The organism is Neisseria sp. HMSC074B07 (assembly GCF_001810355.1).
Lineage (GTDB): Bacteria > Pseudomonadota > Gammaproteobacteria > Burkholderiales > Neisseriaceae > Neisseria.
Window position 1 is genome coordinate 117,213 of the sequence record NZ_KV800969.1, and the last position, 23,701, is coordinate 140,913.

General features: G+C 52.2%; 22 protein-coding genes and 2 pseudogenes. 17 read left to right on the forward strand and 7 right to left on the reverse strand.

Annotated elements, in window-relative coordinates; translation table 11 throughout:
• Positions 1-115: 115 nt before the first annotated feature.
• The 5 genes and pseudogenes from HMPREF2726_RS14465 to HMPREF2726_RS10170 form a co-directional block, all read right to left on the reverse strand.
• Positions 116-233, reverse strand: a pseudogene (locus tag HMPREF2726_RS14465) (IS5/IS1182 family transposase); the annotation flags it as partial.
• Positions 230-871 (reverse strand): glutathione S-transferase family protein, encoded by a 642-nt coding sequence (locus tag HMPREF2726_RS10155; RefSeq protein WP_070603275.1) that lies wholly within the window; start codon positions 869-871, stop codon positions 230-232. The pseudogene HMPREF2726_RS14465 and the gene HMPREF2726_RS10155, both read right to left, overlap by 4 nt.
• 64 nt (positions 872-935) lie before the next feature.
• Positions 936-1,454: a PqiC family protein gene (locus HMPREF2726_RS10160; RefSeq protein ID WP_009311204.1), complete on the reverse strand. Its 519-nt coding sequence runs from the start codon at positions 1,452-1,454 to the stop codon at positions 936-938.
• Positions 1,454-3,115: an intermembrane transport protein PqiB gene (pqiB, locus tag HMPREF2726_RS10165; RefSeq protein WP_070603276.1), complete on the reverse strand. Its 1,662-nt coding sequence runs from the start codon at positions 3,113-3,115 to the stop codon at positions 1,454-1,456. Before pqiB ends, HMPREF2726_RS10160 begins: the two co-directional genes overlap by 1 nt.
• Complete coding sequence (locus HMPREF2726_RS10170; RefSeq protein ID WP_070603278.1) at positions 3,112-4,425, reverse strand: paraquat-inducible protein A; 1,314 nt, start codon at positions 4,423-4,425, stop codon at positions 3,112-3,114. The genes pqiB and HMPREF2726_RS10170 overlap by 4 nt, the downstream gene beginning before the upstream one ends.
• 480 nt (positions 4,426-4,905) lie before the next feature.
• Between HMPREF2726_RS10170 and HMPREF2726_RS10175 the strand changes: the two genes are divergently transcribed.
• The 3 genes and pseudogenes from HMPREF2726_RS10175 (at position 4,906) to HMPREF2726_RS10180 (ending at position 8,286) form a co-directional block, all read left to right on the forward strand.
• Entirely contained in the window at positions 4,906-5,529 is a 624-nt protein-coding gene (locus HMPREF2726_RS10175; protein WP_070603280.1) for a biliverdin-producing heme oxygenase, read from the forward strand.
• 72 nt (positions 5,530-5,601) lie between these two features.
• Positions 5,602-5,710 (forward strand): annotated as a pseudogene (locus HMPREF2726_RS14470) (IS5/IS1182 family transposase); the annotation flags it as partial.
• A 200-nt stretch (positions 5,711-5,910) separates the two neighbouring features.
• Positions 5,911-8,286 (forward strand): TonB-dependent hemoglobin/transferrin/lactoferrin family receptor, encoded by a 2,376-nt coding sequence (locus HMPREF2726_RS10180; protein ID WP_070603282.1) that lies wholly within the window; start codon positions 5,911-5,913, stop codon positions 8,284-8,286.
• A 361-nt stretch (positions 8,287-8,647) separates the two neighbouring features.
• On the opposite strand, the gene HMPREF2726_RS10185 is transcribed toward HMPREF2726_RS10180, so the two are convergent.
• Positions 8,648-9,070 carry a hypothetical protein gene (locus tag HMPREF2726_RS10185; protein WP_070603283.1) on the reverse strand — a complete coding sequence of 141 codons (423 nt, stop codon included), beginning with the start codon at positions 9,068-9,070 and terminating at the stop codon, positions 8,648-8,650.
• 371 nt (positions 9,071-9,441) lie between these two features.
• Here HMPREF2726_RS10185 and HMPREF2726_RS10190 point away from each other — a divergent pair, with 371 nt between their 5' ends.
• The 9 genes from HMPREF2726_RS10190 to HMPREF2726_RS10230 all read left to right on the forward strand — a co-directional run bounded on the left by HMPREF2726_RS10190 (position 9,442) and on the right by HMPREF2726_RS10230 (position 18,051).
• A complete protein-coding gene (locus tag HMPREF2726_RS10190) occupies positions 9,442-10,191 on the forward strand; it encodes a GNAT family N-acetyltransferase (protein WP_070603285.1) in 750 nt (249 codons plus the stop codon).
• A 114-nt stretch (positions 10,192-10,305) separates the two neighbouring features.
• Positions 10,306-11,055, forward strand: a complete 750-nt coding sequence (locus HMPREF2726_RS10195) for a lysophospholipid acyltransferase family protein (RefSeq protein ID WP_003756032.1) — start codon at positions 10,306-10,308, stop codon at positions 11,053-11,055.
• A 76-nt stretch (positions 11,056-11,131) separates the two neighbouring features.
• Positions 11,132-11,938, forward strand: coding sequence for a bifunctional hydroxymethylpyrimidine kinase/phosphomethylpyrimidine kinase (gene thiD, locus HMPREF2726_RS10200; protein ID WP_070603287.1), 807 nt, complete (start codon positions 11,132-11,134; stop codon positions 11,936-11,938).
• Positions 11,939-12,045: 107 nt separating this feature from the next.
• Positions 12,046-12,465: an OsmC family protein gene (locus tag HMPREF2726_RS10205; protein WP_003741038.1), complete on the forward strand. Its 420-nt coding sequence runs from the start codon at positions 12,046-12,048 to the stop codon at positions 12,463-12,465.
• A gap of 362 nt (positions 12,466-12,827) precedes the next feature.
• Positions 12,828-13,544 (forward strand): GntR family transcriptional regulator, encoded by a 717-nt coding sequence (locus tag HMPREF2726_RS10210; RefSeq protein WP_070603288.1) that lies wholly within the window; start codon positions 12,828-12,830, stop codon positions 13,542-13,544.
• A 159-nt stretch (positions 13,545-13,703) separates the two neighbouring features.
• Positions 13,704-14,480 carry a DeoR/GlpR family DNA-binding transcription regulator gene (locus HMPREF2726_RS10215; protein WP_009311210.1) on the forward strand — a complete coding sequence of 259 codons (777 nt, stop codon included), beginning with the start codon at positions 13,704-13,706 and terminating at the stop codon, positions 14,478-14,480.
• 149 nt (positions 14,481-14,629) lie between these two features.
• The gene (locus tag HMPREF2726_RS10220; protein ID WP_009311211.1) at positions 14,630-15,253 is read left to right on the forward strand and encodes a hypothetical protein; all 624 of its coding nucleotides are present in this window, start codon (positions 14,630-14,632) and stop codon (positions 15,251-15,253) included.
• Between the two features lie 123 nt (positions 15,254-15,376).
• A complete protein-coding gene (locus HMPREF2726_RS10225) occupies positions 15,377-17,065 on the forward strand; it encodes a glutamine--tRNA ligase/YqeY domain fusion protein (RefSeq protein ID WP_070603290.1) in 1,689 nt (562 codons plus the stop codon).
• Between the two features lie 83 nt (positions 17,066-17,148).
• A complete protein-coding gene (locus HMPREF2726_RS10230) occupies positions 17,149-18,051 on the forward strand; it encodes a DMT family transporter (protein ID WP_009311213.1) in 903 nt (300 codons plus the stop codon).
• Between the two features lie 52 nt (positions 18,052-18,103).
• On the opposite strand, the gene HMPREF2726_RS10235 is transcribed toward HMPREF2726_RS10230, so the two are convergent.
• Positions 18,104-18,748, reverse strand: coding sequence for a hypothetical protein (locus HMPREF2726_RS10235; RefSeq protein WP_003756053.1), 645 nt, complete (start codon positions 18,746-18,748; stop codon positions 18,104-18,106).
• Positions 18,749-18,929: 181 nt separating this feature from the next.
• Here HMPREF2726_RS10235 and HMPREF2726_RS10240 point away from each other — a divergent pair, with 181 nt between their 5' ends.
• The 5 genes from HMPREF2726_RS10240 (at position 18,930) to bioD (ending at position 23,699) form a co-directional block, all read left to right on the forward strand.
• On the forward strand, positions 18,930-19,535 hold the full coding sequence (locus HMPREF2726_RS10240; protein WP_009311214.1) for a DNA glycosylase: 606 nt from the start codon (positions 18,930-18,932) through the stop codon (positions 19,533-19,535).
• A 75-nt stretch (positions 19,536-19,610) separates the two neighbouring features.
• Entirely contained in the window at positions 19,611-20,813 is a 1,203-nt protein-coding gene (trpB, locus tag HMPREF2726_RS10245) for a tryptophan synthase subunit beta (RefSeq protein ID WP_009311215.1), read from the forward strand.
• A 32-nt stretch (positions 20,814-20,845) separates the two neighbouring features.
• A complete protein-coding gene (locus HMPREF2726_RS10250) occupies positions 20,846-21,313 on the forward strand; it encodes a DUF4279 domain-containing protein (protein ID WP_094112973.1) in 468 nt (155 codons plus the stop codon).
• 425 nt (positions 21,314-21,738) lie between these two features.
• Entirely contained in the window at positions 21,739-23,034 is a 1,296-nt protein-coding gene (gene bioA, locus HMPREF2726_RS10255) for an adenosylmethionine--8-amino-7-oxononanoate transaminase (RefSeq protein ID WP_009311217.1), read from the forward strand.
• Positions 23,031-23,699: a dethiobiotin synthase gene (bioD, locus tag HMPREF2726_RS10260; RefSeq protein ID WP_009311218.1), complete on the forward strand. Its 669-nt coding sequence runs from the start codon at positions 23,031-23,033 to the stop codon at positions 23,697-23,699. The genes bioA and bioD overlap by 4 nt, the downstream gene beginning before the upstream one ends.
• Positions 23,700-23,701: the final 2 nt, after the last annotated feature.

The window sequence follows — 23,701 nt, forward strand, 5'->3', positions numbered from 1 at the left end:
CCGCGTGAAAAGGGATGGGTGTAGAGCGTGATGTCTTGCATGTCTTTTCCTTTTGCGTTGTGAATGTTTTTGGCGAAACCCGCGCAGTAGGTTTCAGACGACCTTTCGGTTCTATAAGTGGATTAACTTTAAACCAGTACGGCGTTGCCTCGCCTTGCCGTACTATCTGTACTGTCTGCGGCTTCGTCGCCTTGTCCTGATTTAGTTAAGCCACTATAGTAATCTTGATTTATGACACAGGCGGCATTTGGGCGGCGGTTTCCAGCATCCATGCTGTGGTTTCGGCGAAAGCTGGGCGGGCGAGATGTTTGGCGGCGTAGCGTTGCAATACGTCGGTTTCATCGGCGGGCAACACTTTCCAATTCTGCGTTAAGTGCAGAATCAGCGCGGAGCAGTACAAATCCATCGTGGTAAAGCTGTTGCCGACGATGTAGTCGCGGTTTTTCAAGTGTTCGCGCAATGTGTTCCATGCGGTATCGAAATCGCCGTAACCGATTTGGCGACGGCATTCGGGCGTATCGACAGGCGGGTTGTGCAGTTTATTGAAGGCTGCATATTCGAGGTGCATCAATATGCATATCCAGCGGTAGTATTCGCCGCGCTCCACCGTACCTGCGGCGGGGATGAGGTGTTTGTCGGGGAATTGTTCTGCCAAAAAGGTAATGATGGCGGTCGATTCGGTCAGTACGGCATCACCGAATTTGAGTGCGGGGACTTGCCCTTGGGGATTGATGGCGAGATATTCGGCGGATTTCATTTGCGCGCCGAACTGGACGGGTACGACGGTGTATTCCGCGCCGCATTCTTTCAGCATCCATACGACGTATGTGCCGCGTGAAAAGGGATGGGTGTAGAGCGTGATGTTGTGCATGTTTCTTCCTTTTACACGATGAATGGTTTTGGCAAAACCCACAGCGGGTTTTCAGACGACCTCATCAATAGGCGATGCTTTTTGCCGCTTCGTTCAAACCGTTTTCCAAAGATTCCAGCATGGCGGTATAGCCGTCGCCTTGTTGCGGGGTGGTAACGTCAAACGGTTTGTTGCGTCCGTCTGGCCACAGGGCGTAGCCGCTGACGGTAGTTTGCCCCTGATAGCTGCCTTGGAAGGCTTCAACATAGATTTTCAGGGTTTGGCTGCTTTGGCTGCGTGAGGCGGGAACGAAAGTATGGCGCGGGTTGAGGCGGTTGAGTTTGTTGCTGAAGTTCGCCGCCAACGCGCCGTCGAGCGGTGCCGCCCAAAGGTGGTTCTTCGCCAGATTCACATGATACGCGTCAGTTTGGTAAACGAGGCCGCCGTTGGCGAGCGGTTCGGCAAGGTTGACTTTGACCGCGATTTCGCTGCCTTGCGCCGCCGGCCGGATGTATTGGCTGTCGGGCAGGACGAAATATTGCGGGCTTTGCGCGGTGCCGCAGGCGGCAAGCGTCAGGGCGGCGGCAATCGGGAAGAGGCGCATTATCGGCTTCCTTTCGGGATGGGGTCTTTGCTGCTGCTGTTAAAAATCAGCGCGTTGGGTTTTTCTTTCAAAGTATTAATGACGGGCTGTACGTCTCTGAGGGTTTTGTCCAAACTTTGCAGGGTATTTTGCACGTCGCCGTAGATGGGCGATTGCGGCGATACGCCTTGCAGGGTTTGGCGCAATTCTTTCAGGGTTTGGTTCAGCTCGTTCGGAATGTTTTGCGTTTGCGGTTTGCCGACCAGTTTGTCAATGGAGCTTAGGGCGGCATTGGCGGATTTGAGGGTGGATTTGAGTTCGGCGAGCGAACCGTTCAACCCGGCAACGGTTTTATCCAACGGTAGATTGTTGAATTTCTCCAGTAAATCCGCCACTTTCGCCTGCAAATCGTCCAAACCGCCGCCTTGTGTGGCAATGACGGTATCGCCTGCGTAAACGGTGTGCGGTCGCAGCTTGGGCGAAGACGAAGGCTGGTCGGTCAGTTCGACCATTTTGCTGCCGGTAATCAAGTTGTTGCTGGAAATGGTGGCGGTCAGACCTTTGCCCAAAGCTGCTTGGAATTGTTGTTTCCAATGTTCTTTGCTTTGTTCGTCGGCATTGATTTCCATGCGCGACGGCTCGATGCGGATGCGCACGGGAATCCAGCCGTTTTCAAACAGATGCAGGCTGTCGTTGCGGTCGAAATAGGGAACGTCGGAAACTACGCCGACATTCAGTCCTTTATATTCCACGGGCGAGCCTGCGGTCAGACCGCGCACGGACTGTTTGAAAAACGCGGTGTAATACAACGAACGGTTATCGGGCAGGTTTGCCACTTCGCTGCGGCTGTCGTAAAGCGTGAAACTGTCTTCGCTTTTCACATTTTTGCTGTTTTTGGTTTTCGGCGAATCAAACGAAATCGCGCCGGAAAGCAACGCAGGCAGGGGAGCGGAATTGAGTTTCACGCCGCTGCCTGTGGTTTCGATATTGATGCCGCTCTCCAGCCAAAAGCGGCTTTCCGAATTAATCAGTTTGTCGTTCGGGCTTTGGATGAAGATGGTGTAATGCACGGTTTGGTCGGCAGGCTCGAAATGCGCGCTTTCTACCTGTCCGACCATAAAGTTTTCATAAAGTACGGGGCTGCTGACGTTGAGGATTTTGTCGTTTTGACCGACCAGCTTCAGGCGCAGACCGCTTTGCCCGATGGCGGCAATCGGCGGGATGTCCTGCACTTCAAATACATCCTTCGTTTCATTGCTTTTGCCCGGCGTAAACGCGATATACGAGCCGGACAGGAGCGTGCTCAAACCGGTTACGCCGCTTTGGTCGATGCGTGGTTTCACCACCCAAAACTGCGTATCGCTGCGGATGAGGTCTTTCGCATCGGCGTTAAGCTGGGCGGTGACTTCCACGCCCTTTTGGTCGTCGCGCAGCTTGATGCGGGTAACGTGTCCGACATCGACGTTCAACACTTTAATCACCGTATTGTTGACTTCAATGCCTTCCGCGCTGTCCATCAAAAGCGTGACGACCGGACCTCGGTTGCGGATGTCCTTTACCAGCAGCCAGCCGCCCGCAATCAGCGCAATCAGCGGAATCAGCCACACGATAGATGTGAAGACATTGGTTTTTTTGACGCGCGCGGGTGCGCGATGCGTTTGAGAAGAATCGTGTTTTTTCATTGTTTCTGGTTATCGTCGGAATCGGGGTCGTCTGAAAGCTGCTGCTGCTGCCTGTCCCAAATCAGGCGGGGGTCGAAATAATAGGCAGACAGCATGGTCAATACCACCACCAGGCAGAAATAAACCGCCGCCCCGCCGGGGACGACGCGCGCCATGTTGGTGTGGAACGAACTCATCAAAATAATAATCACAAAAATATCAATCATCGACCAGCGGCCGATGGATTCGGTAATCCGGTAAAGCACCGACATTTTCGGCGCGCTCATCGGCGGTTTGAAATAAGCAGACGAAATCAAAACCGCCATCGCGATAATCTTCAATACCGGCACCAAAATACTCGCGCTGAAAATAATTACCGCAATCAGCCTGTCGCCGTCGTTCCACATATACACAATGCCGTTGAAAATCGTATTGACTTCCAGCGCGGTAGGGTTCGACGAAATCATAATCGGCAGAATATTCGCGGGGAAATACAGGATAAACGCCGCAATCAAAAACGCCAGCGAAATGCTCAGGCTTTTCGGGCGGCGGCGGTATAAATCCGCACCGCAGACCTCGCAAGGCTGCTCGTCTTTATCGCGGAAATACAAGCAGCGGCTGCAACAGGTTTTGTCTTCGGATGCCGTTTGCACCGCATCTCCGCCCGTCAGCCTGTGGATTTTATAATAAACCCAATGCTGCGGAATCGAGACCGAAGTCCGAATCAGCATGACCGACAGCGCAAACATCAAATAAAATGCCAAGCCGAATTCAACCTCCGCCACAGACGAGAGCTTGATATACGCCACCAAAGTGGAAATAAAGAACACATCCACCATAATCGCATGACGCAGCCTGACCAAAACCCGCGTCGCAAACCGCAGCGCAGGATACGCCCGCTCGCGCACCAATGCGGTATAAACGTACAAACAAAGCAGCAAAAACAATACCGGCGCGCCGAACGTGAGGACGAACATCACTTCCGCCAGAAAACCGTAATCCTGATAAATCAAAAGCCGCATCATTTCAGGCAGCGACAGGACGGATGTTACGCCGAAGAGTTCCACGCGGATATAAACCATGCTGTACGCAAACGCCATCAAAATCAGCGAAGTCGTCGCGTAAGCCAGCGGCGCAACATAAGGATTGTTTTCCACCTCGACCACTTCATGATTGCACACCGGACAATGCGCTTCCTGCCCCTGCCGCAGGCGCGGAATATCCATGCGGTTGCCGCAGTCCGGGCAATCCACCGTATGCGCCGGCAGCGATGCGTCGGGCAGGTAGGATTTATAACGCCACCAGCGCGTATAGCTAGGAATCGGTTTCATGGAGGAGGGAAGAGGTCAAAGAGGCAGGTATTATAAAGGAAAACATAGGGATAGCCCAAATTGCTTACATATGGGGGAGATAGTGTCTGGAAAACGAATTATGACCATGTGAATAGTATTGTTTGCAATCAATTCGGGGTCGTCTGAAACGCTTTCAGACGACCCTTGCCATATTTGTTGCAAATATGCGAAAACAACAGATTTATGTAAATAATAGCAAGTTAAATTCTTGATGATGTAATAGAAATGATATATATTCCTAAATTGTTTTGTAATATGACAGATTTCATTTGTTCATTCGTAAACGATTCTGTACCTAAGCATCCCAAAATCATAAATTTCCATTCCCAAACACAGATTTCCCATCACTTATTTTTTATTGATTCGGGCAGCCTTCATTTGAGGTCGTCTGAAAAACCTGCTGTGCGGGTTTTGTCAAAACCGTCAATTAAATTTCGTAGATCATCAAAGGATATTCACATGAGCGAAACACAAGAGCTGACCTTTGCCAAACGGCTGAAAGAGCAAACCGCCACCATTCACGACAGCGTGGACAATTTGGTTATGTCTGTCGAGCCGTTTACCAACAAAGAGAACTACATCAAATTCTTGAAACTGCAATCCGTGTTCCACAAAGTGGTCGATCATATCTATAAAGACCCCGAGTTGAACAAAGCCATTCCCGAGCTGGAATACATGGCGCGTTACGACGCGGTAACGCAAGACTTGGCGGATTTGGGCGACAAACCCTACGAATACGGCAAACCGCTGCCGCATGAAACCGGCAACAAAGCCATCGGCTGGCTGTATTGCGCCGAAGGTTCCAATTTGGGCGCTGCATTTTTGTTTAAACACGCGCAAAAGCTGGATTACAATGGCGAACACGGTGCGCGCCACCTCGCTCCCCATCCGAACGGACGCGGCAAACATTGGCGTGCCTTTGTCGAGCATTTGAATGCTTTGGACTTAAGCCCTGAAGCCGAAGCCGAAGCGATTCAAGGCGCAAAAGATGCGTTTGCGTTCTACAAAGTCGTTCTGCGCGAAACCTTCGGCCTGCCTGAGGGCGCAGAAGCTCCGGAAGGCTTTGTTCCGCACCGCCACTAAATGCAGATTATTGATAGTCCAGCGATATGTTTTCCGGCGCAATATTTTGCGCCGGAAAACAGTTGAAGTCCGAAATATAGTGGATTAAATTTAAATCAGGACAAGGCCACGAAGCCGCACAGTACAAATAGTACAGCAAGGCGAGGCAACGCCGTACTGGTTTAAAGTTAAGCCACTATATCAACCCCTTACATATGGTATGGGCAAGGAAAGCCGCTTTTATCCGGTTTCCGTTTCCGTATTTAAAAATTTATTGGCCATCCGTTACAGGGATTTATATTCGTCATTGCTTTCAATAGAAATATAAATGATTATCAAAAATTTTCATTGTTGAATTAAGCTGAATATTGGTCAATTTTATTGTTTCTGAGGTTTTGAACCATGAAATCATCACACATACTCCCTATTGCCGCCCTTGTCGGCAGTATTTTCGGCAATCCTGTGTTTGCGGCGGATAATGCTGCGCAATCAACGGCTGCCGAGCCCATGCAAGCCGAACTGAAACAGGTAACGGTAAAAGGGCATCGCAACGCGCCCGCCGCCGTGGAACGGGTCAACCTCGGCCGTATCCAACAGGAAATGATACGCGACAACAAAGACTTGGTGCGCTATTCCACCGATGTCGGTCTGAGCGACAGCGGCCGCCATCAAAAAGGCTTTGCCATTCGTGGCGTGGAAGGCAACCGTGTCGGCGTCAGTATTGACGGCGTGAGCCTGCCTGATTCGGAAGAAAACTCACTGTATGCCCGTTACGGCAATTTCAACAGTTCGCGCTTGTCCATCGACCCTGAACTGGTGCGCAACATCGACATCGTGAAAGGGGCGGACTCTTTCAATACCGGCAGCGGCGCCTTGGGCGGCGGTGTGAATTACCAAACCCTGCAAGGACGTGATTTGCTGCTGCCGGAGCGGCAGTTCGGCGTGATGATGAAAAACGGTTACAGCAGCCGCAACCGCGAATGGACGAACACAGTCGGCTTCGGCATGGATAACGGCAGCGTCGATGCAGCCTTGCTGTATTCACAACGGCGCGGCCATGAAACCGAAAGCGCGGGCAACCGCGGCTATGCGGTGGAAGGCAAGGGCAGCGGCACGAATATCCGCGGTTCGGCACGCGGCATTCCTGATCCGTCCAAACACAAATACCACAGCTTCTTGGCCAAAATCGGTTATCAGATTAATGAGAACCACCGTATCGGCGCATCGCTCAACGGCCAGCAGGGGCACAATTACACGGTTGAAGAGTCTTATAACCTGACCGATTCTTCCTGGCGCGAAGCCGACGATGTAAACAAACGGCGCAATGCCAACCTGTTTTACGAATGGACGCCTGATTCAAATTGGTTGTCGTTGTTGAAGGCAGACTTCGATTATCAGAAAACCAAAGTGGCGGCGGTTAACAACAAAGGCTCGTTCCCGATGGATTATTCCACCTGGACGCGCAACTACAATCAGAAGGATTTGGACGAAATATACAACCGCAGCATGGACACCCGCTTCAAACGCATCACCCTGCGTTTGGACAGCCAGCCGCTACAACTGGGCGGGCAGCACCGCCTGTCGTTCAAGGCCTTTGCCAGCCGCCGTGATTTTGAAAATTTAAACCGCGACGATTATTTCTTCAGCGGCCGCATCGTCCGAACCACCAGCACCATCCAGCATCCGGTGAAAACCACCAACTACGGTTTCTCGCTGTCCGACCAAATCCAATGGACCGATGTATTTTCAAGCCGCGCAGGCATCCGTTACGACCACACCAAAATGACGCCGCAGCAACTGAATGCCGACTGTCATGCCTGCGACAAAACCCCGCCCGCACCGAATACTTACAGCGGCTGGAGCGGTTTCGCCGGCTTGGCGGCGCAACTGAATCAGGCCTGGCGTGTCGGTTACGACATCACTTCCGGCTACCGCGTCCCCAATGCGTCCGAAGTGTATTTCACCTACAACCACGGTTCGGGCACTTGGAAGCCTAATCCTAATTTGAAGGCAGAACGCAGCACCACCCACACCCTGTCCTTGCAGGGGCGCGGCGACAAAGGGACGCTGGATGCCAACCTGTATCAAAGTAACTACCGCAATTTCCTATCGGAAGAGCAGTTTTTGCAGACGCAGATTGACCCATATTGCTCGGATTACTATGCCCAGCTCGGTTACTGTACCCGCTACCGGCAACAGCTTTATTGGCAGATGCAGAATATCGACAAGGCCAGAATCCGCGGCCTTGAGCTGACAGGCCGTCTGAATGTGGACAAAGTAGTCTCTTTCGTTCCCGAAGGCTGGAAACTGTTCGGCTCGCTGGGCTACGCGAAAAGCAAACTGTCGGGCGACAACAGCCTGCTGTCCACCCAGCCGCTGAAAGTGATTGCCGGCATCGACTACGAAAGCCCGAGCGAAAAATGGGGCGTGTTCTCCCGCCTGACCTATCTGGGCGCGAAAAAGGCCAAAGACGTGCAATATACTGTTTATGAACGAGACAGATGGAGTGATCCGCTGGAAAAACGGGTGAAAGATTACCCGTGGCTGAACAAATCGGCTTATGTGTTCGATATGTACGGCTTCTACAAACCGGTGAAAAACCTGACCCTGCGCGCGGGCGTGTACAACCTGTTCAACCGCAAATACACCACTTGGGATTCCCTGCGCGGCCTGCACAGTTACAGCACCACCAACTCCGTAGACCGCGACGGCAAAGGCTTGGACCGCTACCGCGCGCCCGGCCGCAACTACGCTGTATCGCTGGAATGGAAGTTCTAAGCTAATTTTTGATTGAAGAAACGGAAACAAACCGCCCGAATGTCCTGTTTGGCAGAACATTCGGGCGGTTTTATTATCCGTCTGTTTAAAGTTTGCCGTCTTGTCCCATTCTTATAGTGGATTAACTTTAAACCAGTACGGTGTTGCCTCGCCTTAGCTCAAAGAGAACGATTCTCTAAGGTGCTGAAGCACCAAGTGAATCGGTTTCTGTACTGTCTGTACTGTCTTGCGGTTTCATCGCCTTGTCCTGATTTAGTTAAGCCACTATAGTTTTCCAACTGTTTAATTGGATTGGGTTTCGTTGCGGCTAACTGTTTCCTTCATATTAAACGCGCTAACGTAGTTTGAGGGATGTGTTTGATTACAGGGATCTTCGGAAATACCGGCCGATTTGGTGAGTACTGCAATTTACGCGCCATTTATCGCTGTTTTGCCAATAATAATCTACGATGATGCCTTGATCGTCAGTGTAGAAAATGCGGTCTTGGTCTTGTCCGTAGCAGACGTTGCTATAGTAGTTGGTAATGATGGGCCCATTTTGGCTGCTGCCTTCGTATTCACGTCCAGCGTAGGAGTAGTAGGTATAGCGCCAGAGGTAGGCATAGCGGTCGTTTTCCGATTTGACTCCACCTTCTGTGGGTTTGACGCCATAGAATTTGATAACGGCATCGATAGGTTTGCCGACGAAACGTTTCATACGTTTGTCCAAGCTGGCACAGCCGACAGTGAGACAAACGAGACCGGCCAGGAGGGTTGCGCGGCCTATGGAGATTTTGGAGGGCATAATGCGTTTTCCTGTCATTAAAATGAGGGGCGGAATGATAAGAAAGGAATAGGCAATTTGGCAAGAGGCTACCCGAAAAACATAAAACGTTTTTCAGGTAACCGCTTGGTTGATACACACTTTGCCTTCCTTAATCATGCGGTGGGATTTTAATGAAGGGTTTGTATGTATTGGGGAAAGGGGGTGCAAGATTTTTTCAAAACAGGGGAGGGGTCGTCTGAAAACTGTTGTCCCCATTCTGTTGTAAAAAATTCTTTTTGCATAGTCATTTCATCCCTAATTTGCTTCACTTGTCCGAACTCAATATAAATTCCGCCCTATATCCGCTATAATCGCAAATCGATTATCCAATGTACAAGACAGGAAAATTCATGTCCCAAAGCCGTTTCAACCAAACCGGCCCCAAAATCGGTCTGAGCGTGCGCCTTGCGGAAACGCAGGTGGAAATTGAAGCAGCACAACGCTTGCGTTATCAGGTATTTGCCCAAGAACTGGGGGCGGAAATCGAAAGCGACGACGGTCGCGATGTCGATCCTTACGACGAACATTGCCACCACCTTTTGGCTTTTGACGACGCAACCGGAGAAGTCATCGGCTGCTACCGCCTGATTACCGAAGAAACCGCCAAAAAAGTCGGTGGCTGGTATAGCGAACACGAATTTGACTTGTCCCCTTTGAAAGACATCTTGCCGCAAACCGTCGAACTCGGCCGCGCCTGCACCCATCCCGACTACCGCAACGGCGGTTTGGTCATGCTTTTGTGGTCGGGTTTGGTCAAATTCATGAAAGACGAAAACCTGCGCTTTATGATAGGCTGCGGCAGCATTGATATGCACGACGGCGGCAGCGATGCGGCAGGTCTGTATCATGCCCTGAAATCCAAATACCTCGCGCCTGAAAAATGGTGCGTCAAGCCGCTCAATCCGCTCAAGTGGGACGAAATTACCCCGTCGGACAAACCTGATGTCCCGCCGCTGATTAAAGGCTACCTCAATGCGGGCGCATGGTTCTGCGGCGAGCCTTGCGTCGATGAAGCGTTCAACTGCGCCGACGTGCTCATCATGATGGACATCACCCGCCTGGCAGACCGTTACCTCCAACGTTTCGCCCCTAAACCATAAAGACTAAAAGGTCGTCTGAAAACCTTTTCAGACGACCTCAACTATTGTGAAATCAGCAAATAATTGATTTTTAGCGGTTTCACCCTATACCAAGATTGCACACACCACAACCTTATGATTGCCAAACTACGTTTTACCTTCCGCCTGCTCTGCATCGGCATCTGCCTGCTTTACGGTATGGCGGAAATGTTCTTCCTGTTTCCCTTTTACAGCAAACGGCGCAAACTGCGTGCCATCCAAATCTGGTCGCTGCGCGTTCTCGCTTCATGCGGCATGAAGCTGGAAACCTTCGGCACGCTGCCTCAGGAAGGGCAGGCGCAGTTGTTAATCAGCAACCATATCTCTTGGTTGGACATCATGGCGGTCAACGGCGCATTTCCGGGTCGGTTTGTGGCGAAAGACGATGTCGCCAAATGGCCGGTAGTCGGCTATCTCGCCACGCAGGCGCAGACCGTTTACGTTTCACGCAATAAAGGCACCAAAGGCAATACTGCTAAAATCGCCACCGTAACCGAAGCCCTCAAAAACGGCGATACCGTAACCATTTTCCCGGAAGGGACGAGTACGGAAGGTTATGAAATCCTCCCGTTCAAGCCCAGCTTTTTCCAAACCGCCTACGATGCAGGCGTTCCCATTATCCCCATGCTTTGCCGCTACCCCAATCCCGACGGCACCAGTCCGAACCTTCAGGCGGCTTATGTGGGCGATACCAGCCTGTGGCAATCCATCTGCATGATCATCAGCCAGCCTTCCAGCAAGGTGGAGCTGCATTTTCTGGAGCCGGTTCCTGCCAAAGAAGACCGCTACGAAACGGCGCTGGAAATACACGGCATTTTGAGTCGAGAATTAAAAAAATTGGGCTGACAGGTCCAAACAAACGAAAAGAACTTCAAACCGCTATCCGAACCGTTTCATCAAACCAAACAATAGGAGAAGCCAAATGGAAGAAACATTCGTCCAAACGCTGACCATCGCCGGCTCGGATTCCGGCGGCGGGGCGGGGATACAGGCGGATTTGAAGACGTTTCAGATGCGCGGCGTGTTCGGCACCAGCGTACTGACCGCCGTGACCGCGCAAAATACGCTCGGCGTATCGGCGGTGCATCTGGTTCCGACCGACATCATTGCCGCGCAAATCGAAGCCGTCCGCGCTGATTTTGAAATCCGCGCCTATAAAATCGGGATGCTGGGTACGGCTCAAGTAATTGAATGCGTTGCTGAAAATCTGAAAAAATGCCGTTTCGGCAAGCGCGTTCTCGATCCGGTGATGATTGCCAAAGGCGGTGCGCCGCTGTTGCAGGATTCCGCCGTCGAAGCGATGAAACGCCTGCTGTTGCCCGATACGGACATTCTGACGCCGAACCTGCCCGAAGCGGAGGCCTTGACGGGCGTGCGTATTGAAAGCCGCCAAGATGCGGAACGCGCCGCCAAAATCCTGCAAGATTGCGGCGTGAAAAACGTGGTGATTAAAGGCGGGCATTTGGGCGACAGCCGCAGCGAATACTGCACCGACTGGCTGTTTACGCCGGATGACGTGTTTGAATTTGCCGACCGCCGCTTTCCGACGGCGCATACGCACGGTACGGGCTGTACATTCTCTGCCTGTATCGCCGCCGAGCTGGCAAAATGTTTCGAAACACTGGAAGCCGTGCAAACCGCCAAAAAATACATTACCGAGGCGATTCGCAACCCTTTGAACATCGGTGCGGGACACGGTCCGATCAATCATTGGGCTTATCGGGATTGAATAAGGTCGTCTGAAACGGAAATTTCAGACGACCTCTTGCTATATTTATCAGTCAAATTTGTTTACAATATTGGGCAAACCAACTTCAACTTCGCGGAAGAGACATCATGCAAGTTACATCAAAATGGATAGACGGAATGTGCTTTGTCGGCACGACCGAAAACGGACACAGCGTCGTCATGGAAGGCGCGGCGGCGGAAGGGCAGGCGAAACGCGGCCCCAGCCCGATGGAAATGCTGCTTTTGGGCGTGGCGGGCTGTTCCAGCATCGATGTTGTAATGATTGCCGAGAAACAGCGTCAAAAGGTGGTGGACTGCCAAGCGACGGTTACCGCGAAGCGCGCCGACGATGCCCCGCGCGTGTTCACCGAAATCCACATCCATTTTAAAGTCATCGGACACAATCTGACCGAATCCGCCATCGAGCGCGCCGTGCAGATGTCCGCCGAGAAATATTGTTCCGCCTCGATTATGCTGGGCAAGGCGGCGAAAATCACCCACAGTTTTGAAACCGTCGAAGCAGAGTAATTTTTCAGACGACCTCCCGTATCTTTCAGGGGTCGTCTGAAAAGCGTTTAGAGGCGGAATATTGTTAAAGCGTGAATAAAGGCCGCCCGACAAAAAAGCAGATATATTCACGCTACACTATGAATATATCTGCTTGCTTATTGTGGATTCTCTCTCTATCAGCCTTCATAACTTGGCCTTGTGAGGATATTGTGCAAGCTTCACTAGAGATTGTCAACAATTTTTAATTATATCTTAATCAGATTTTGTGCTATATCGAAATGGAATCAAGCAAAAAGCGATACGGGGCGGGTTGCCGCCGTCGCAAAATTTCTGTTATTTCAAACGATATGACATGCCAGACTATGAGGAGAGCTTAAATAATGAATACCGATAACGATACCCTCCATGCGCCTACCCCTTCTTCCATGATGCCGGCAGGCAGGCATGATTCGGAGCTGTTCCGCGTTTACGCCCTGATTTTGGACGGCATCACCGACCATGTCTTGCTGCCCGGCAAAAAACTGACCGAATCCGAGCTGTGCCGCCAGATGGTTTGCTCGCGCAATACCGTGCGCGGCGCGCTGTCCCTGTTGGCACACGACAAAATCGTCGATTTACAGCCCAATCGCGGCGCGTTCGTCCATGTTCCCGATTTGAAGGAAATGCAGGACGTGTTCAACGCGCGTATCGAAATGGAAAGCATGATTTTGAACCTTCTGTCCGATATGCCCGATTTGGAAACCCGCCTTCAGCTGCTCTACGCCATGATCGAGCGTGAAGAACAGGCGTCCGACAGCGGTGACCGAGTGGGTTGGAACCGCCTGTCCAACGCCTTCCACGTCGAACTAGCGCGCCTGATCGACAACAACGTCTTGTTCGACATCATGAACACCCTGTGCGCCCGCTCTTCGCTCATCGTCGCCGTCTTCGATGCGCAGCGTCATGAAAAACGCACCATCAACACCCACACCCATTCCGAACACCGCGAAATCCTCGACCTGCTGGTCAACGGCAAACGCAACCGCGTGGTCAAAGTCATGCGCAAACACTTAAGCGCGTGCGTGGAGCGTTTGGAACGCAAATACGAAGCGGAATAACACGGACACAGCAAAAAGGTCGTCTGAAAACCGGGATTCAGGTTTTCAGACGACCTTTGGTTTTGGGCAAAGCCGAAGCGGCGGCAGCCTTTTCCGATTTTGGGCAAAAGGCGTACAATCCGAATTCAAACGAATTGGAACGAATGGAAACGAATCCAGATGAAACCGAAAATACAAAGACACGAACACATCCTCGCCCTGGTGCGCGAGCAGCATTTCATGACGGTCGAGCAGCTTGCGGAAGCTTTGGACGTGACCCCGCAGACCATACGCCGCGACATACAGGAATTGAGCGAAACGCGGCAGTTGAAGCGTTACCACGGCGGAGCGTCGGTCGGCGATATTTCCAGCGGCGTGGCGCAAGGCAAGCGAAAACACTGCCAAAATGAAAAAAACGCCATCGCCCGCCTGATTGCCGCCCACATTCCCGACAATTCGTCGCTGTTTATCAGCATAGGCACGACGATGGAAGCCGTTGCCGCCGAGTTGGTCAAGCAGCGTAAAAACCTGCGGATTATCACCAACAATATTTACGTCGCCTCCATCACGTCCGCGCGCACCGACTACACCGTCATCATCACTTCCGGCGTCGTGCGCCCCTTGGACGGCGGGATTACGGGCGTGGCGACGGTCGATTTTATCAATCAGTTTAAAGTCGATTATGCCGTCATGAGTACGCACGGCGTGGAAAGCGACGGATCGCTTTTGGACTACGACTATAAAGAAGTCAGCGTCATGCAGGCGATGATGACCAATGCGCGGGTCAGGTATTTGGGCGTGGACCACAGCAAATTCAACAGCAATGCCTTGGTCAGGCTGGGCGACATCGGCTCGTTTGACAAAGTATTTACCGACCGCGCCCCTGAAGCCGCCATGCAGAAGGTTTTGGGCGATGCGGGCGTAGAATGGCTGGTTGCCGAACCCGTGCCGCTTTGATTTCGGGGGTTACAAAAGGTTAATGAAATTCGGGTACAATGGGGAAGCGTTTTCAGATAGCTGCTATTGAATGTGCAGGTCGTCTGAAAACAATCATCCGTATATGAATGTTCTTGGATTCAGAAGAACAGTTTTGAAAAGACATAAAGATGAATTTCCCCCGTATCAGCGAAAGAACATTTGCCGGCCTTTCATTGGCTGGCAGTATCATTATTATCATCACGACTTCGATATGGTTCAGTCAGGCAGACCCCGAACGCTTCGGGATTACATTGATTGCCGGTATGTTGATGCTTGTCTCAGCGAATCTGGTTTATGTCCTGCTTTCCCATCGTTTGCGACCTGCTACTGTGGCGGGCAGCGTGTGGATAACAACCATACTTTGGTTGTTGTTTATGATGGCGGTAGACAGTGCTGACAGTCATAATGACCCTTACTCCCCTAATTACGATCATCACGGATCAGGTTTTTTGTGGCTAGGGTTGCCTGTATTTTATGTTGGTTCTCTGATTGCTTCCATTATCGCCACCGCAGCCCGCCCCAAACTGCTCTCTTTGGAAAAATCCTCGCTTCAAGCATTTTGGGCGTCCATGCGCTGGTCTTTTATCGGCACTACCGGTTTGCTTTGGATTTTCTATCCAATCGCAATTTTGGTTATTTTGGGTATCGTTCTGTTGATTAACCGGCTGGTTGATTTTATCGATTCATCAACCGCATTCAAACGTCCGGAAGACAATACTTCCGACCATTCCAATCTTTCATCCGATTCGTAATTGTCCATACAGAGGTCGTCTGAAACGGTTTTCAGACGACCTCTGTACCTTGTATTGACTGTAAAGCCGTCCTGTTTTCAGGTAAAATCGGCACGACATCATATTTTCAGATAGCTCCCGACCATGCTCAACAAAGACCAATTCGCGGACAACCATTTCATCCGCACCATCATCGAAGAAGACTTAAAAAGCGGCAAACACGAAGCCATCCAAACCCGTTTCCCGCCCGAACCCAACGGCTACCTGCACATCGGCCACGCCAAATCCATCTGCCTGAATTTCGGTTTGGCGTATATTTACGACGGCTTGTGCAACCTGCGTTTCGACGATACCAACCCTGAAAAAGAAAACGACGAATACGTCAACGCCATCAAAGAAGACGTCGAGTGGCTCGGTTTCCATTGGGCGGGCGAGCCGCGTTTCGCTTCCAATTATTTCGACCAGCTTTACGACTACGCCGTCGGTTTAATCAAAGACGGCAAAGCGTATGTCGATGATTTGACGCCCGAAGAAATGCGCGAATACCGCGGCACGCTGACCGAAGCGGGCAAAAACAGCCCTTACCGCGACCGCAGCGTCGAAGAAAACCTCGACCTGTTCACGCGCATGAAAAACGGCGAATTCCCCGACGGCAGCAAAACCCTGCGCCTGAAAATCGACATGGCATCAGGCAACATCAATATGCGCGACCCCGTCATCTACCGTATCCGCCGCGCCCATCACCACAACACCGGCGACAAATGGTGCATCTACCCGATGTACGACTACACGCATTGCATTTCCGATGCCATCGAAGGCATCACACATTCCTTGTGTACGCTCGAATTTGAAGCCCACCGCCCGCTGTACGACTGGGTGTTGGACAACATCCCCGCGCCGCACGCCACCCGTCCGCGCCAATACGAGTTTTCCCGTTTGGAGCTTTTGTATTCCATTACGTCCAAACGCAAGCTGAACCAACTGGTTTCAGACGGCCACGTTACCGGCTGGGACGATCCGCGTATGCCGACGATTTCCGGTATGCGCCGCCGCGGCTACACGCCCGAAGGCCTGCGCCTGTTTGCCAAACGCGCCGGTATTTCCAAATCTGAAAACATCGTCGATATGAGCGTGTTGGAAGGCGCGATTCGCGAAGAGCTGGAAAACTCCGCCCCGCGCCTGATGGCGGTTTTGAACCCGCTCAAAGTGACTCTGACCAACTTTGAAGCCGGCAAAACCCAAAGCCGCCGTGCCGCGTTCCATCCGAACCACGAAGAAATGGGCGATCGCGAAGTGCCTATTTCACAAACCATCTACATCGAAGCCGACGACTTTGCCGAAAATCCGCCCAAAGGCTTCAAACGCCTGACCCCGGGCGGCGAAGTGCGCCTGCGCCACGGCTATGTTATCAAGTGCGACGAAGTCGTAAAAGACGCGGCAGGCAATGTGGTTGAACTCAAATGCAGCATCGACCATGACACCTTGGGCAAAAATCCCGAAGGCAGAAAAGTCAAAGGCGTGATTCACTGGGTTTCCGCAGAACACGCCGCCGAAATCAAAGTCCGCCTGTACGACCGCCTCTTTACCGTCGAGCGTCCCGATGCCGTGCGCGGCGAAGACAGCGAATACCTGCCGTTTACCGATTTCCTCAACCCTGAGTCCGTCAAAGAAATCACCGCCTATGCCGAACCCGCAGCCAAAAACCTGCCCGCCGAAAGCCGTTGGCAGTTTGAGCGTATCGGCTATTTCGTGACCGACCGCAAAGACCACCGCCCTGAGCAGCCTGTGTTCAACCGCACGGTCACGCTGAAAGACTCTTGGCAGCCCAAGTAATCTGTTGGCAACAGCCATATTGGAAGGTCGTCTGAAAACTTGGAATCGGGTTTTCAGACGACCTTTATTGATAAAGGAATGAGATGGAACGTTATTCTGTACATTTGAAACTGCTGGGGATGGCGGTGTTGTGGGGTGCGTCTTGGCCGATGGGGCGGATGCTGGGGCAGTCGCTGCCGCCGCTGACGGGCGGGGCGGTTCGGTTTGTGCTGGCTTCGGTTTTGTTGTTGGGCTGGTTGTTTGCGCGCAGCAGGTTTGCGACTTTGGCGGCTTTGTCGGCGCGGCAATGGCTGGGCTTGGCGGTAGCTGCTTCCGTCGGGGTGTGCGGCTATGCGGTGTTTTTTATGCTGGGTTTGCAGGCGATGCCGGCGGGAAAGGCAGCGGTGGTTGTGGCGGTGAATCCCGTGCTGACGCTGCTGCTGGCGGCTTGGCTTTTCGGCGAGCGTTTAAACGCGAAGATTTTGGCGGGTATGCTGCTGGCGGTTTTGGGTGCAATAACGGCGGTAACGCAAGGACAGCCTTTGACGGTATTGTCGGGCGGCATCAAGGCGGGGGAGTGGCTGATTTTCGGCTGCGTGGTCTGCTGGGCGGCTTATACTTTAATCGGACGTGCGGTTTTGCGCGGGATAGACGCGCTGACGGTAACGGCGGCAACGTCGTTCATCGGCGCGCTGATGTTGTCGGTGGTGGCGTTGTGGATGGACGGATTGCCTTTTGAGGCAATGGCGGCGATGGATGCACGCGGTTGGACGGCATTGGCGTGGCTGGTCATCGGCGCGACGGTATTGGCCTACGCGTGGTATTTCGAAGGCGTGAAGACTTTGGGTGCAGGCAGCGCGGCAGCGTATATTACGCTCGTACCGATTTTCGGCATGCTCAGCTCGGCGTGGGTTTTGGGCGAACCTTTGCATATTTCGCTGATTGCGGGCTGCGCGGCAGCGGTCGGCGGCATGACGCTGATGCGGTATGGGCAGAAGGTCGTCTGAAAGATTCAAGAGAGGATAAGTTCCTTATCAAACGATGGATGCTCTGTCAGTGTTATAGAAACTCAATCCAGTAGTCTCGGTGTGGTTCGATAATGACCGGTTTGCACCAGAAATATTTGAGGTATCCCAAATTGGCGGGCGTTACGGGGCGGTTGTTCATATTGAATTTTTCAGCGCTTTCCCTAGTCAGGAAACATTTGACGGATACATAATGTTTACCGTCTGATTCTCTTTGAATGCCTTCGAAACCGATTCTGTCTCCCACCTTAAACTCTTTGGCAAGGAGTTGTCCGAGAAAATAAACGGTTTTGTTTTTCATCAACTCGTAGGCTTTCGCATTTTCTATTTCGGCATTTGTTGCTGCAAACATAATGCAAAAGCTGTCGATAAGGTCTTTCAGGGGCTGCAAATCGTCTTTGGAAAAGATAATGTCCGATGTATCAAGTCCGGATATAACAAGGTTTACATAATAGGGTTGCCAGATAACCGCATCAAGAGACATGCCTAAAGGGATGGTTTGCGCTTTGTAGCCGGTGATTTCAAACTTTCTCCTTTCTTTTTCATATGCCTCTGTTGAAGCAAAGACATGAAGGTTCTCCACTTTCCTGAACGGCCTTTTTTTTACGAAAGCAATGACAGGCCTGTCCAGTTGTTCGAATAAATTGAGGTTGTAGTATTCAATAGGGATTTTTTGCATTGAGATCTTTCTTTTCTATGTTTCGTGGTTTTATTCTAACATATCGCTAAAGCGGCTGTTCCGTTTGCGATAACGTTGTCTGTCGGCTTATAAACTTGTTTCAGGACAAGGCAGGGGTCGTCTGAAAAGGCGGCTGTCGTTTTATTTTGCGTCCGATATTTTCATTATCAAGGAAATCATTATGTCCGCTCCGCTCGAAATCGAAACCCACCCTTTTCCCGCATTATTGCCGCCGCAGGCGACGGTAATGATGATGGGGACGTTCCCACCCAAGGAAGACAAACGCGCGATGCAGTTTCATTATCCGAATTTTCAAAACGATATGTGGCGCGTTTATGGGCTGGTGTTTTTTAATGATGCGGCGCATTTCCAGATGCCGTCTGAAAAAGCGTTTGATGCGGAGAAAATCAAGGCGTTTTTGCGCGAACGGGGGATTGCCTCCTGCCCGACCGTGTTGAAGGCGGTGCGGGAACACGGCAATGCGTCCGACAAGTTTTTGCAAGTGGTGGAAACCGTCGATTTGGCGGCGGTGTTGGCACAGATGCCCGACTGCCGCCACATCTGTACTACCGGAGGTAAGGCGACGGAAATCCTGCTCGATATTCAGGGCGGCGGCATCAAAATGCCGAAAACGGGCGAAACCGTGCCGTTTCCGTTTGCCGGGCGGGATTTGACCCTGACCCGCCTGCCATCGACTTCGCGCGCTTATCCTTTGAGTTTGGCGAAAAAGGCGGCGGCATATCGGGCGTTTTTCGAAATGGCGGGTTTGTGTGAAAAACAGTTATAATTGCCGACAATTTTCCCTTTCAGACGACCTTCTTAAAGCGAGGTCGTCTGAAAAAACAGACAAGGAAGAAATCCGATGAAAAACTACCAAGCGCCCGACGAGAAGGGCTTTTTCGGCGAACACGGCGGACTTTATGTCTCCGAAACCCTGATTCCCGCCTTGCAAGAGCTGGCGGATGCCTATAAAGCAGCGAAAAACGACCCGTCGTTTTGGGAAGAGTTCCACCGCGATTTGAAACACTACGTCGGCCGGCCCAGCCCCGTTTACCATGCCGCGCGATTGTCCGAGCATTTGGGCGGCGCGCAAATCTGGTTGAAGCGCGAAGACTTGAACCACACTGGCGCGCACAAGGTAAACAACACCATCGGTCAGGCGCTGCTTGCCCGCCGCATGGGCAAAAAACGCGTCATTGCCGAAACCGGTGCAGGTCAGCACGGCGTGGCTTCCGCCACCGTCGCCGCCCGCTTCGGCATGACTTGCGACGTGTACATGGGCGCGGACGACATCCAGCGTCAAATGCCCAACGTGTTCCGCATGAAATTGTTGGGTGCAAACGTAGTCAGCGTCGATAGCGGCAGCCGCACGCTGAAAGACGCGATGAACGAAGCCATGCGCGAATGGGTTGCCCGCGTGGACGACACGTTCTACATCATCGGTACTGCCGCCGGCCCTGCGCCGTATCCCGAAATGGTGCGCGATTTCCAATGCGTCATCGGCAACGAAGCCAAAGCGCAGATGCAGGAAGCCATCGGCAGACAACCCGACGTCGCCGTTGCCTGCGTCGGCGGCGGCTCGAACGCCATCGGCCTGTTCCACCCGTATATCGGCGAAGAAAACGTGCGCCTCGTCGGCGTGGAAGCCGGCGGTTTGGGCGTGGATACCCCCGACCACGCCGCGCCGATTACCAGCAAAGCCCCCATCGGCGTATTGCACGGCTTCCGCAGCTACCTGATGCAGGACGAAAACGGCCAAGTCTTGGGTACGCACTCCGTTTCCGCAGGTCTCGACTATCCCGGCATCGGCCCGGAACACAGCCACCTGAATGACATCAAGCGCGTCGAATACACCGTCGCCAAAGACGACGAAGCACTCGAAGCCTTTGATTTGTTGTGCCGCTTCGAAGGCATCATCCCCGCACTCGAATCCAGCCACGCCCTTGCATGGGCAGTCGCCAACGCGCCGAAAATGGGCAAAGACCAAGTGATTCTGGTCAACCTGTCCGGCCGCGGCGATAAAGACATCAATACCGTGGCGAAGCTGAAAGGGATTGAGTTGTAGGGATGATGTGAAGGTCGTCTGAAAACAAAAATATGATGATTCTCCCCAATTGTTACAGCTATTTCCGTATGGTATCCGACCACAATTGCGCCGATGAATTGACGCAATTGCTCGGTATCCAGCCGTTTTCTGTTACCCGGTGTGGAGAGACGCATTTAGCTAATGGAATGCTACGCCCACAGCCGGCTGATTGGAGCGCATGGAATGGCTGCCGCCAAGATCAGCCGGTCAATGATGCAGAAGGGCAGTGCCTGCGGATTGTCCGCCAATTACACGGGAACATTGATGCACTTGCCCGATTCCGTCGGCAATACCAAGCAAAATTTTGGTTGGAAATTGTCCCTGAATATGTTGTGGATGCAGAACAAAATCCCTATATAGGATTTAGTCGGGAAATCATGGAATTTTGTTATCTGACGGGTACGGAAATAGACGTCGACGTCTATCATTACTGCAATTTCTGCGACTCTGATGAAGGACAAAACGGTACGCTGCATTAATCTGCCTTCATTGACCTGAATTTGTCTTTTATAGTGGATTAAATTTAAATCAGGACAAGGCCGACGAAGCCGCACAGTACAAATAGTACAGCAAGGCGAGGCAACGCCGTACTGGTTTAAAGTTAAGCCACTATAATGTCTTTGGTTTTGGGATATCGACAGAATATAGGGCGTATTCATGTTCACGCCGTGATTAGCTATCTCACTTGAAATTCTCAAAACAAGCCGTTTGAAAGTCCGCCTTTCAAACGGCGTTATTTTTAGGCTGCCTGAAAATTTTCTACATACTATGCCGGATATGAACCACATCACCGAAAACCGGTTTTCAGACGACCTTTTCCTTATCCGATAGAGACTTTTCAGGTCATCATCTAATCAGAGTGGGTTAAAATAGCGGAATTTGATATAAACCCTTCTCAGAAAATATGTTGCCCGAACACACTTCCTCCCTGCTCGATTTCGACCGCGCCCATCTGCTCCATCCCTATACGTCCATGACCGATCCGTTGCCTGTTTATCCGGTGCGCCGTGCGGAGGGTGTGCATATCGAATTGGCGGACGGTACGCGGCTGATTGACGGGATGTCGTCTTGGTGGTGTGCGATACACGGCTACAATCATCCTGTTTTGAATCAGGCGGTTGAGGCGCAGATTAAGCAAATGTCGCATGTGATGTTCGGCGGTTTGACGCACGGGCCGGCGGTGGAATTGGGCAAGTTGTTGGTCGGGATTTTGCCACAAGGGCTGGACCGTATTTTTTATGCGGACTCGGGTTCGGTTTCGGTGGAAGTTGCGCTGAAGATGGCGGTGCAGTACCAGCAGGCGCGGGGTTTGACCGCGAAGCAGAATATTGCGACGGTGCGGCGCGGGTATCACGGCGATACTTGGAATGCGATGTCCGTCTGCGATCCGGAAACGGGGATGCACCATATTTTCGGCAGCGCTCTGCCGCAGCGTTATTTTGTCGATAATCCGAAAAGCCGTTTCGACGATGAATGGGACGGGGCGGATTTGCAGCCTGTCCGCGCCTTGTTTGAAGCGCATCATGCGGACATTGCCGCCTTTATTTTGGAACCGGTCGTGCAGGGCGCGGGCGGCATGTATTTTTATCATCCGCAGTATCTTCGCGGATTGCGCGATTTGTGCGACGACTTTGATATCGTGTTGATTTTTGACGAAATCGCCACCGGATTCGGGCGCACGGGCAAGATGTTTGCCTGCGAACACGCGGAGGTCGTGCCGGATATTATGTGTATCGGCAAGGCCTTGAGCGGCGGCTATATGACGCTGGCGGCGGCAATCACTTCGCAAAAAGTCACCGAAACGATTTCGCGCGGCGAAGCGGGCGTTTTTATGCACGGCCCGACATTTATGGCGAACCCGCTGGCGTGTGCCGTTGCCTGCGCTTCGGTCAAACTGCTTTTGTCCCAAGATTGGCAGGCGAATATCCGCCGCATCGAAAGCATCCTGAAAGGTCGTCTGAAAACCGCATGGGACATTCGCGGCGTGAAAGACGTGCGCGTTTTGGGTGCCATCGGCGTGATCGAACTGGAAAAAGGCGTCGATATGGCGCGTTTTCAAGCGGACTGCGTGGCGCAGGGCATTTGGGTGCGCCCATTCGGCAGGCTGGTGTACCTCATGCCGCCTTACATCATTTCAGACGACCTCTTGACCGAACTTGCCGACAAAACCATACAAATCTTGAAGGAACACAGCAAATGAAAGGCGTTTACTTCGTCAGCGGCATAGACACGGAGATCGGCAAAACCGTCGCCACCGGCGTGTTGGCAAAACAATTGTTGCAGCAGGGCAAAAGCGTGATCACGCAAAAGCCCGTGCAAACCGGTTGCCAAAACATCGCCGACGACATCGCCGTCCACCGCAACATCATGGGCATACCCATGCAGGAAGCCGACAAACAGCGGCTGACCATGCCCGAAATCTTCAGCTATCCCGCCTCGCCCCACCTCGCCGCCCGTCTGGACGGCAGGGCTTTGGACTTGAACAAAATCCGCACTGCCACGCAGCAACTGGCGGCGCAATACGAAATCGTGTTGGTCGAAGGCGCGGGCGGATTGATGGTTCCGCTGACGGAAAACCTGTTAACCATTGATTATATTCAGCAACAGGCTTATCCCGTTATTCTCGTTACCAGTGGACGGCTCGGCAGCATCAACCACACCCTGCTCAGCTTCGCCGCGCTCAAACAATACGGCATCAGCCTGCACAGCCTGATTTTCAACCACATCCACGACAGCCGCGACGAACACATCGCCCAAGACAGCTCGGCATATCTAAAGGGTCGTCTGAAAACAGATTTTCCCGATGCGGAGTGGATGGAGTTGGATAAGGTGGAGACGGACGAAAGGTCGTCTGAAAACGATTAACA

Coding starts and splice junctions, on each gene's coding strand:
- HMPREF2726_RS10185 (WP_070603283.1), bottom strand. CDS start 9,070: ATGCCCTCCAAAATCTCCATAGGCCGCGCAACCCTCCTGGCCGGTCTC.
- HMPREF2726_RS10175 (WP_070603280.1), top strand. CDS start 4,906: ATGAGCGAAACACAAGAGCTGACCTTTGCCAAACGGCTGAAAGAGCAA.
- HMPREF2726_RS10220 (WP_009311211.1), top strand. CDS start 14,630: ATGAATTTCCCCCGTATCAGCGAAAGAACATTTGCCGGCCTTTCATTG.
- HMPREF2726_RS10170 (WP_070603278.1), bottom strand. CDS start 4,425: ATGAAACCGATTCCTAGCTATACGCGCTGGTGGCGTTATAAATCCTAC.
- HMPREF2726_RS10210 (WP_070603288.1), top strand. CDS start 12,828: ATGAATACCGATAACGATACCCTCCATGCGCCTACCCCTTCTTCCATG.
- bioA (WP_009311217.1), top strand. CDS start 21,739: ATGTTGCCCGAACACACTTCCTCCCTGCTCGATTTCGACCGCGCCCAT.
- HMPREF2726_RS10250 (WP_094112973.1), top strand. CDS start 20,846: ATGATGATTCTCCCCAATTGTTACAGCTATTTCCGTATGGTATCCGAC.
- HMPREF2726_RS10235 (WP_003756053.1), bottom strand. CDS start 18,748: ATGCAAAAAATCCCTATTGAATACTACAACCTCAATTTATTCGAACAA.
- HMPREF2726_RS10230 (WP_009311213.1), top strand. CDS start 17,149: ATGGAACGTTATTCTGTACATTTGAAACTGCTGGGGATGGCGGTGTTG.
- HMPREF2726_RS10225 (WP_070603290.1), top strand. CDS start 15,377: ATGCTCAACAAAGACCAATTCGCGGACAACCATTTCATCCGCACCATC.
- thiD (WP_070603287.1), top strand. CDS start 11,132: ATGGAAGAAACATTCGTCCAAACGCTGACCATCGCCGGCTCGGATTCC.
- HMPREF2726_RS10215 (WP_009311210.1), top strand. CDS start 13,704: ATGAAACCGAAAATACAAAGACACGAACACATCCTCGCCCTGGTGCGC.
- bioD (WP_009311218.1), top strand. CDS start 23,031: ATGAAAGGCGTTTACTTCGTCAGCGGCATAGACACGGAGATCGGCAAA.
- HMPREF2726_RS10190 (WP_070603285.1), top strand. CDS start 9,442: ATGTCCCAAAGCCGTTTCAACCAAACCGGCCCCAAAATCGGTCTGAGC.
- HMPREF2726_RS10240 (WP_009311214.1), top strand. CDS start 18,930: ATGTCCGCTCCGCTCGAAATCGAAACCCACCCTTTTCCCGCATTATTG.
- HMPREF2726_RS10180 (WP_070603282.1), top strand. CDS start 5,911: ATGAAATCATCACACATACTCCCTATTGCCGCCCTTGTCGGCAGTATT.
- HMPREF2726_RS10160 (WP_009311204.1), bottom strand. CDS start 1,454: ATGCGCCTCTTCCCGATTGCCGCCGCCCTGACGCTTGCCGCCTGCGGC.
- trpB (WP_009311215.1), top strand. CDS start 19,611: ATGAAAAACTACCAAGCGCCCGACGAGAAGGGCTTTTTCGGCGAACAC.
- HMPREF2726_RS10195 (WP_003756032.1), top strand. CDS start 10,306: ATGATTGCCAAACTACGTTTTACCTTCCGCCTGCTCTGCATCGGCATC.
- HMPREF2726_RS10155 (WP_070603275.1), bottom strand. CDS start 871: ATGCACAACATCACGCTCTACACCCATCCCTTTTCACGCGGCACATAC.
- pqiB (WP_070603276.1), bottom strand. CDS start 3,115: ATGAAAAAACACGATTCTTCTCAAACGCATCGCGCACCCGCGCGCGTC.
- HMPREF2726_RS10205 (WP_003741038.1), top strand. CDS start 12,046: ATGCAAGTTACATCAAAATGGATAGACGGAATGTGCTTTGTCGGCACG.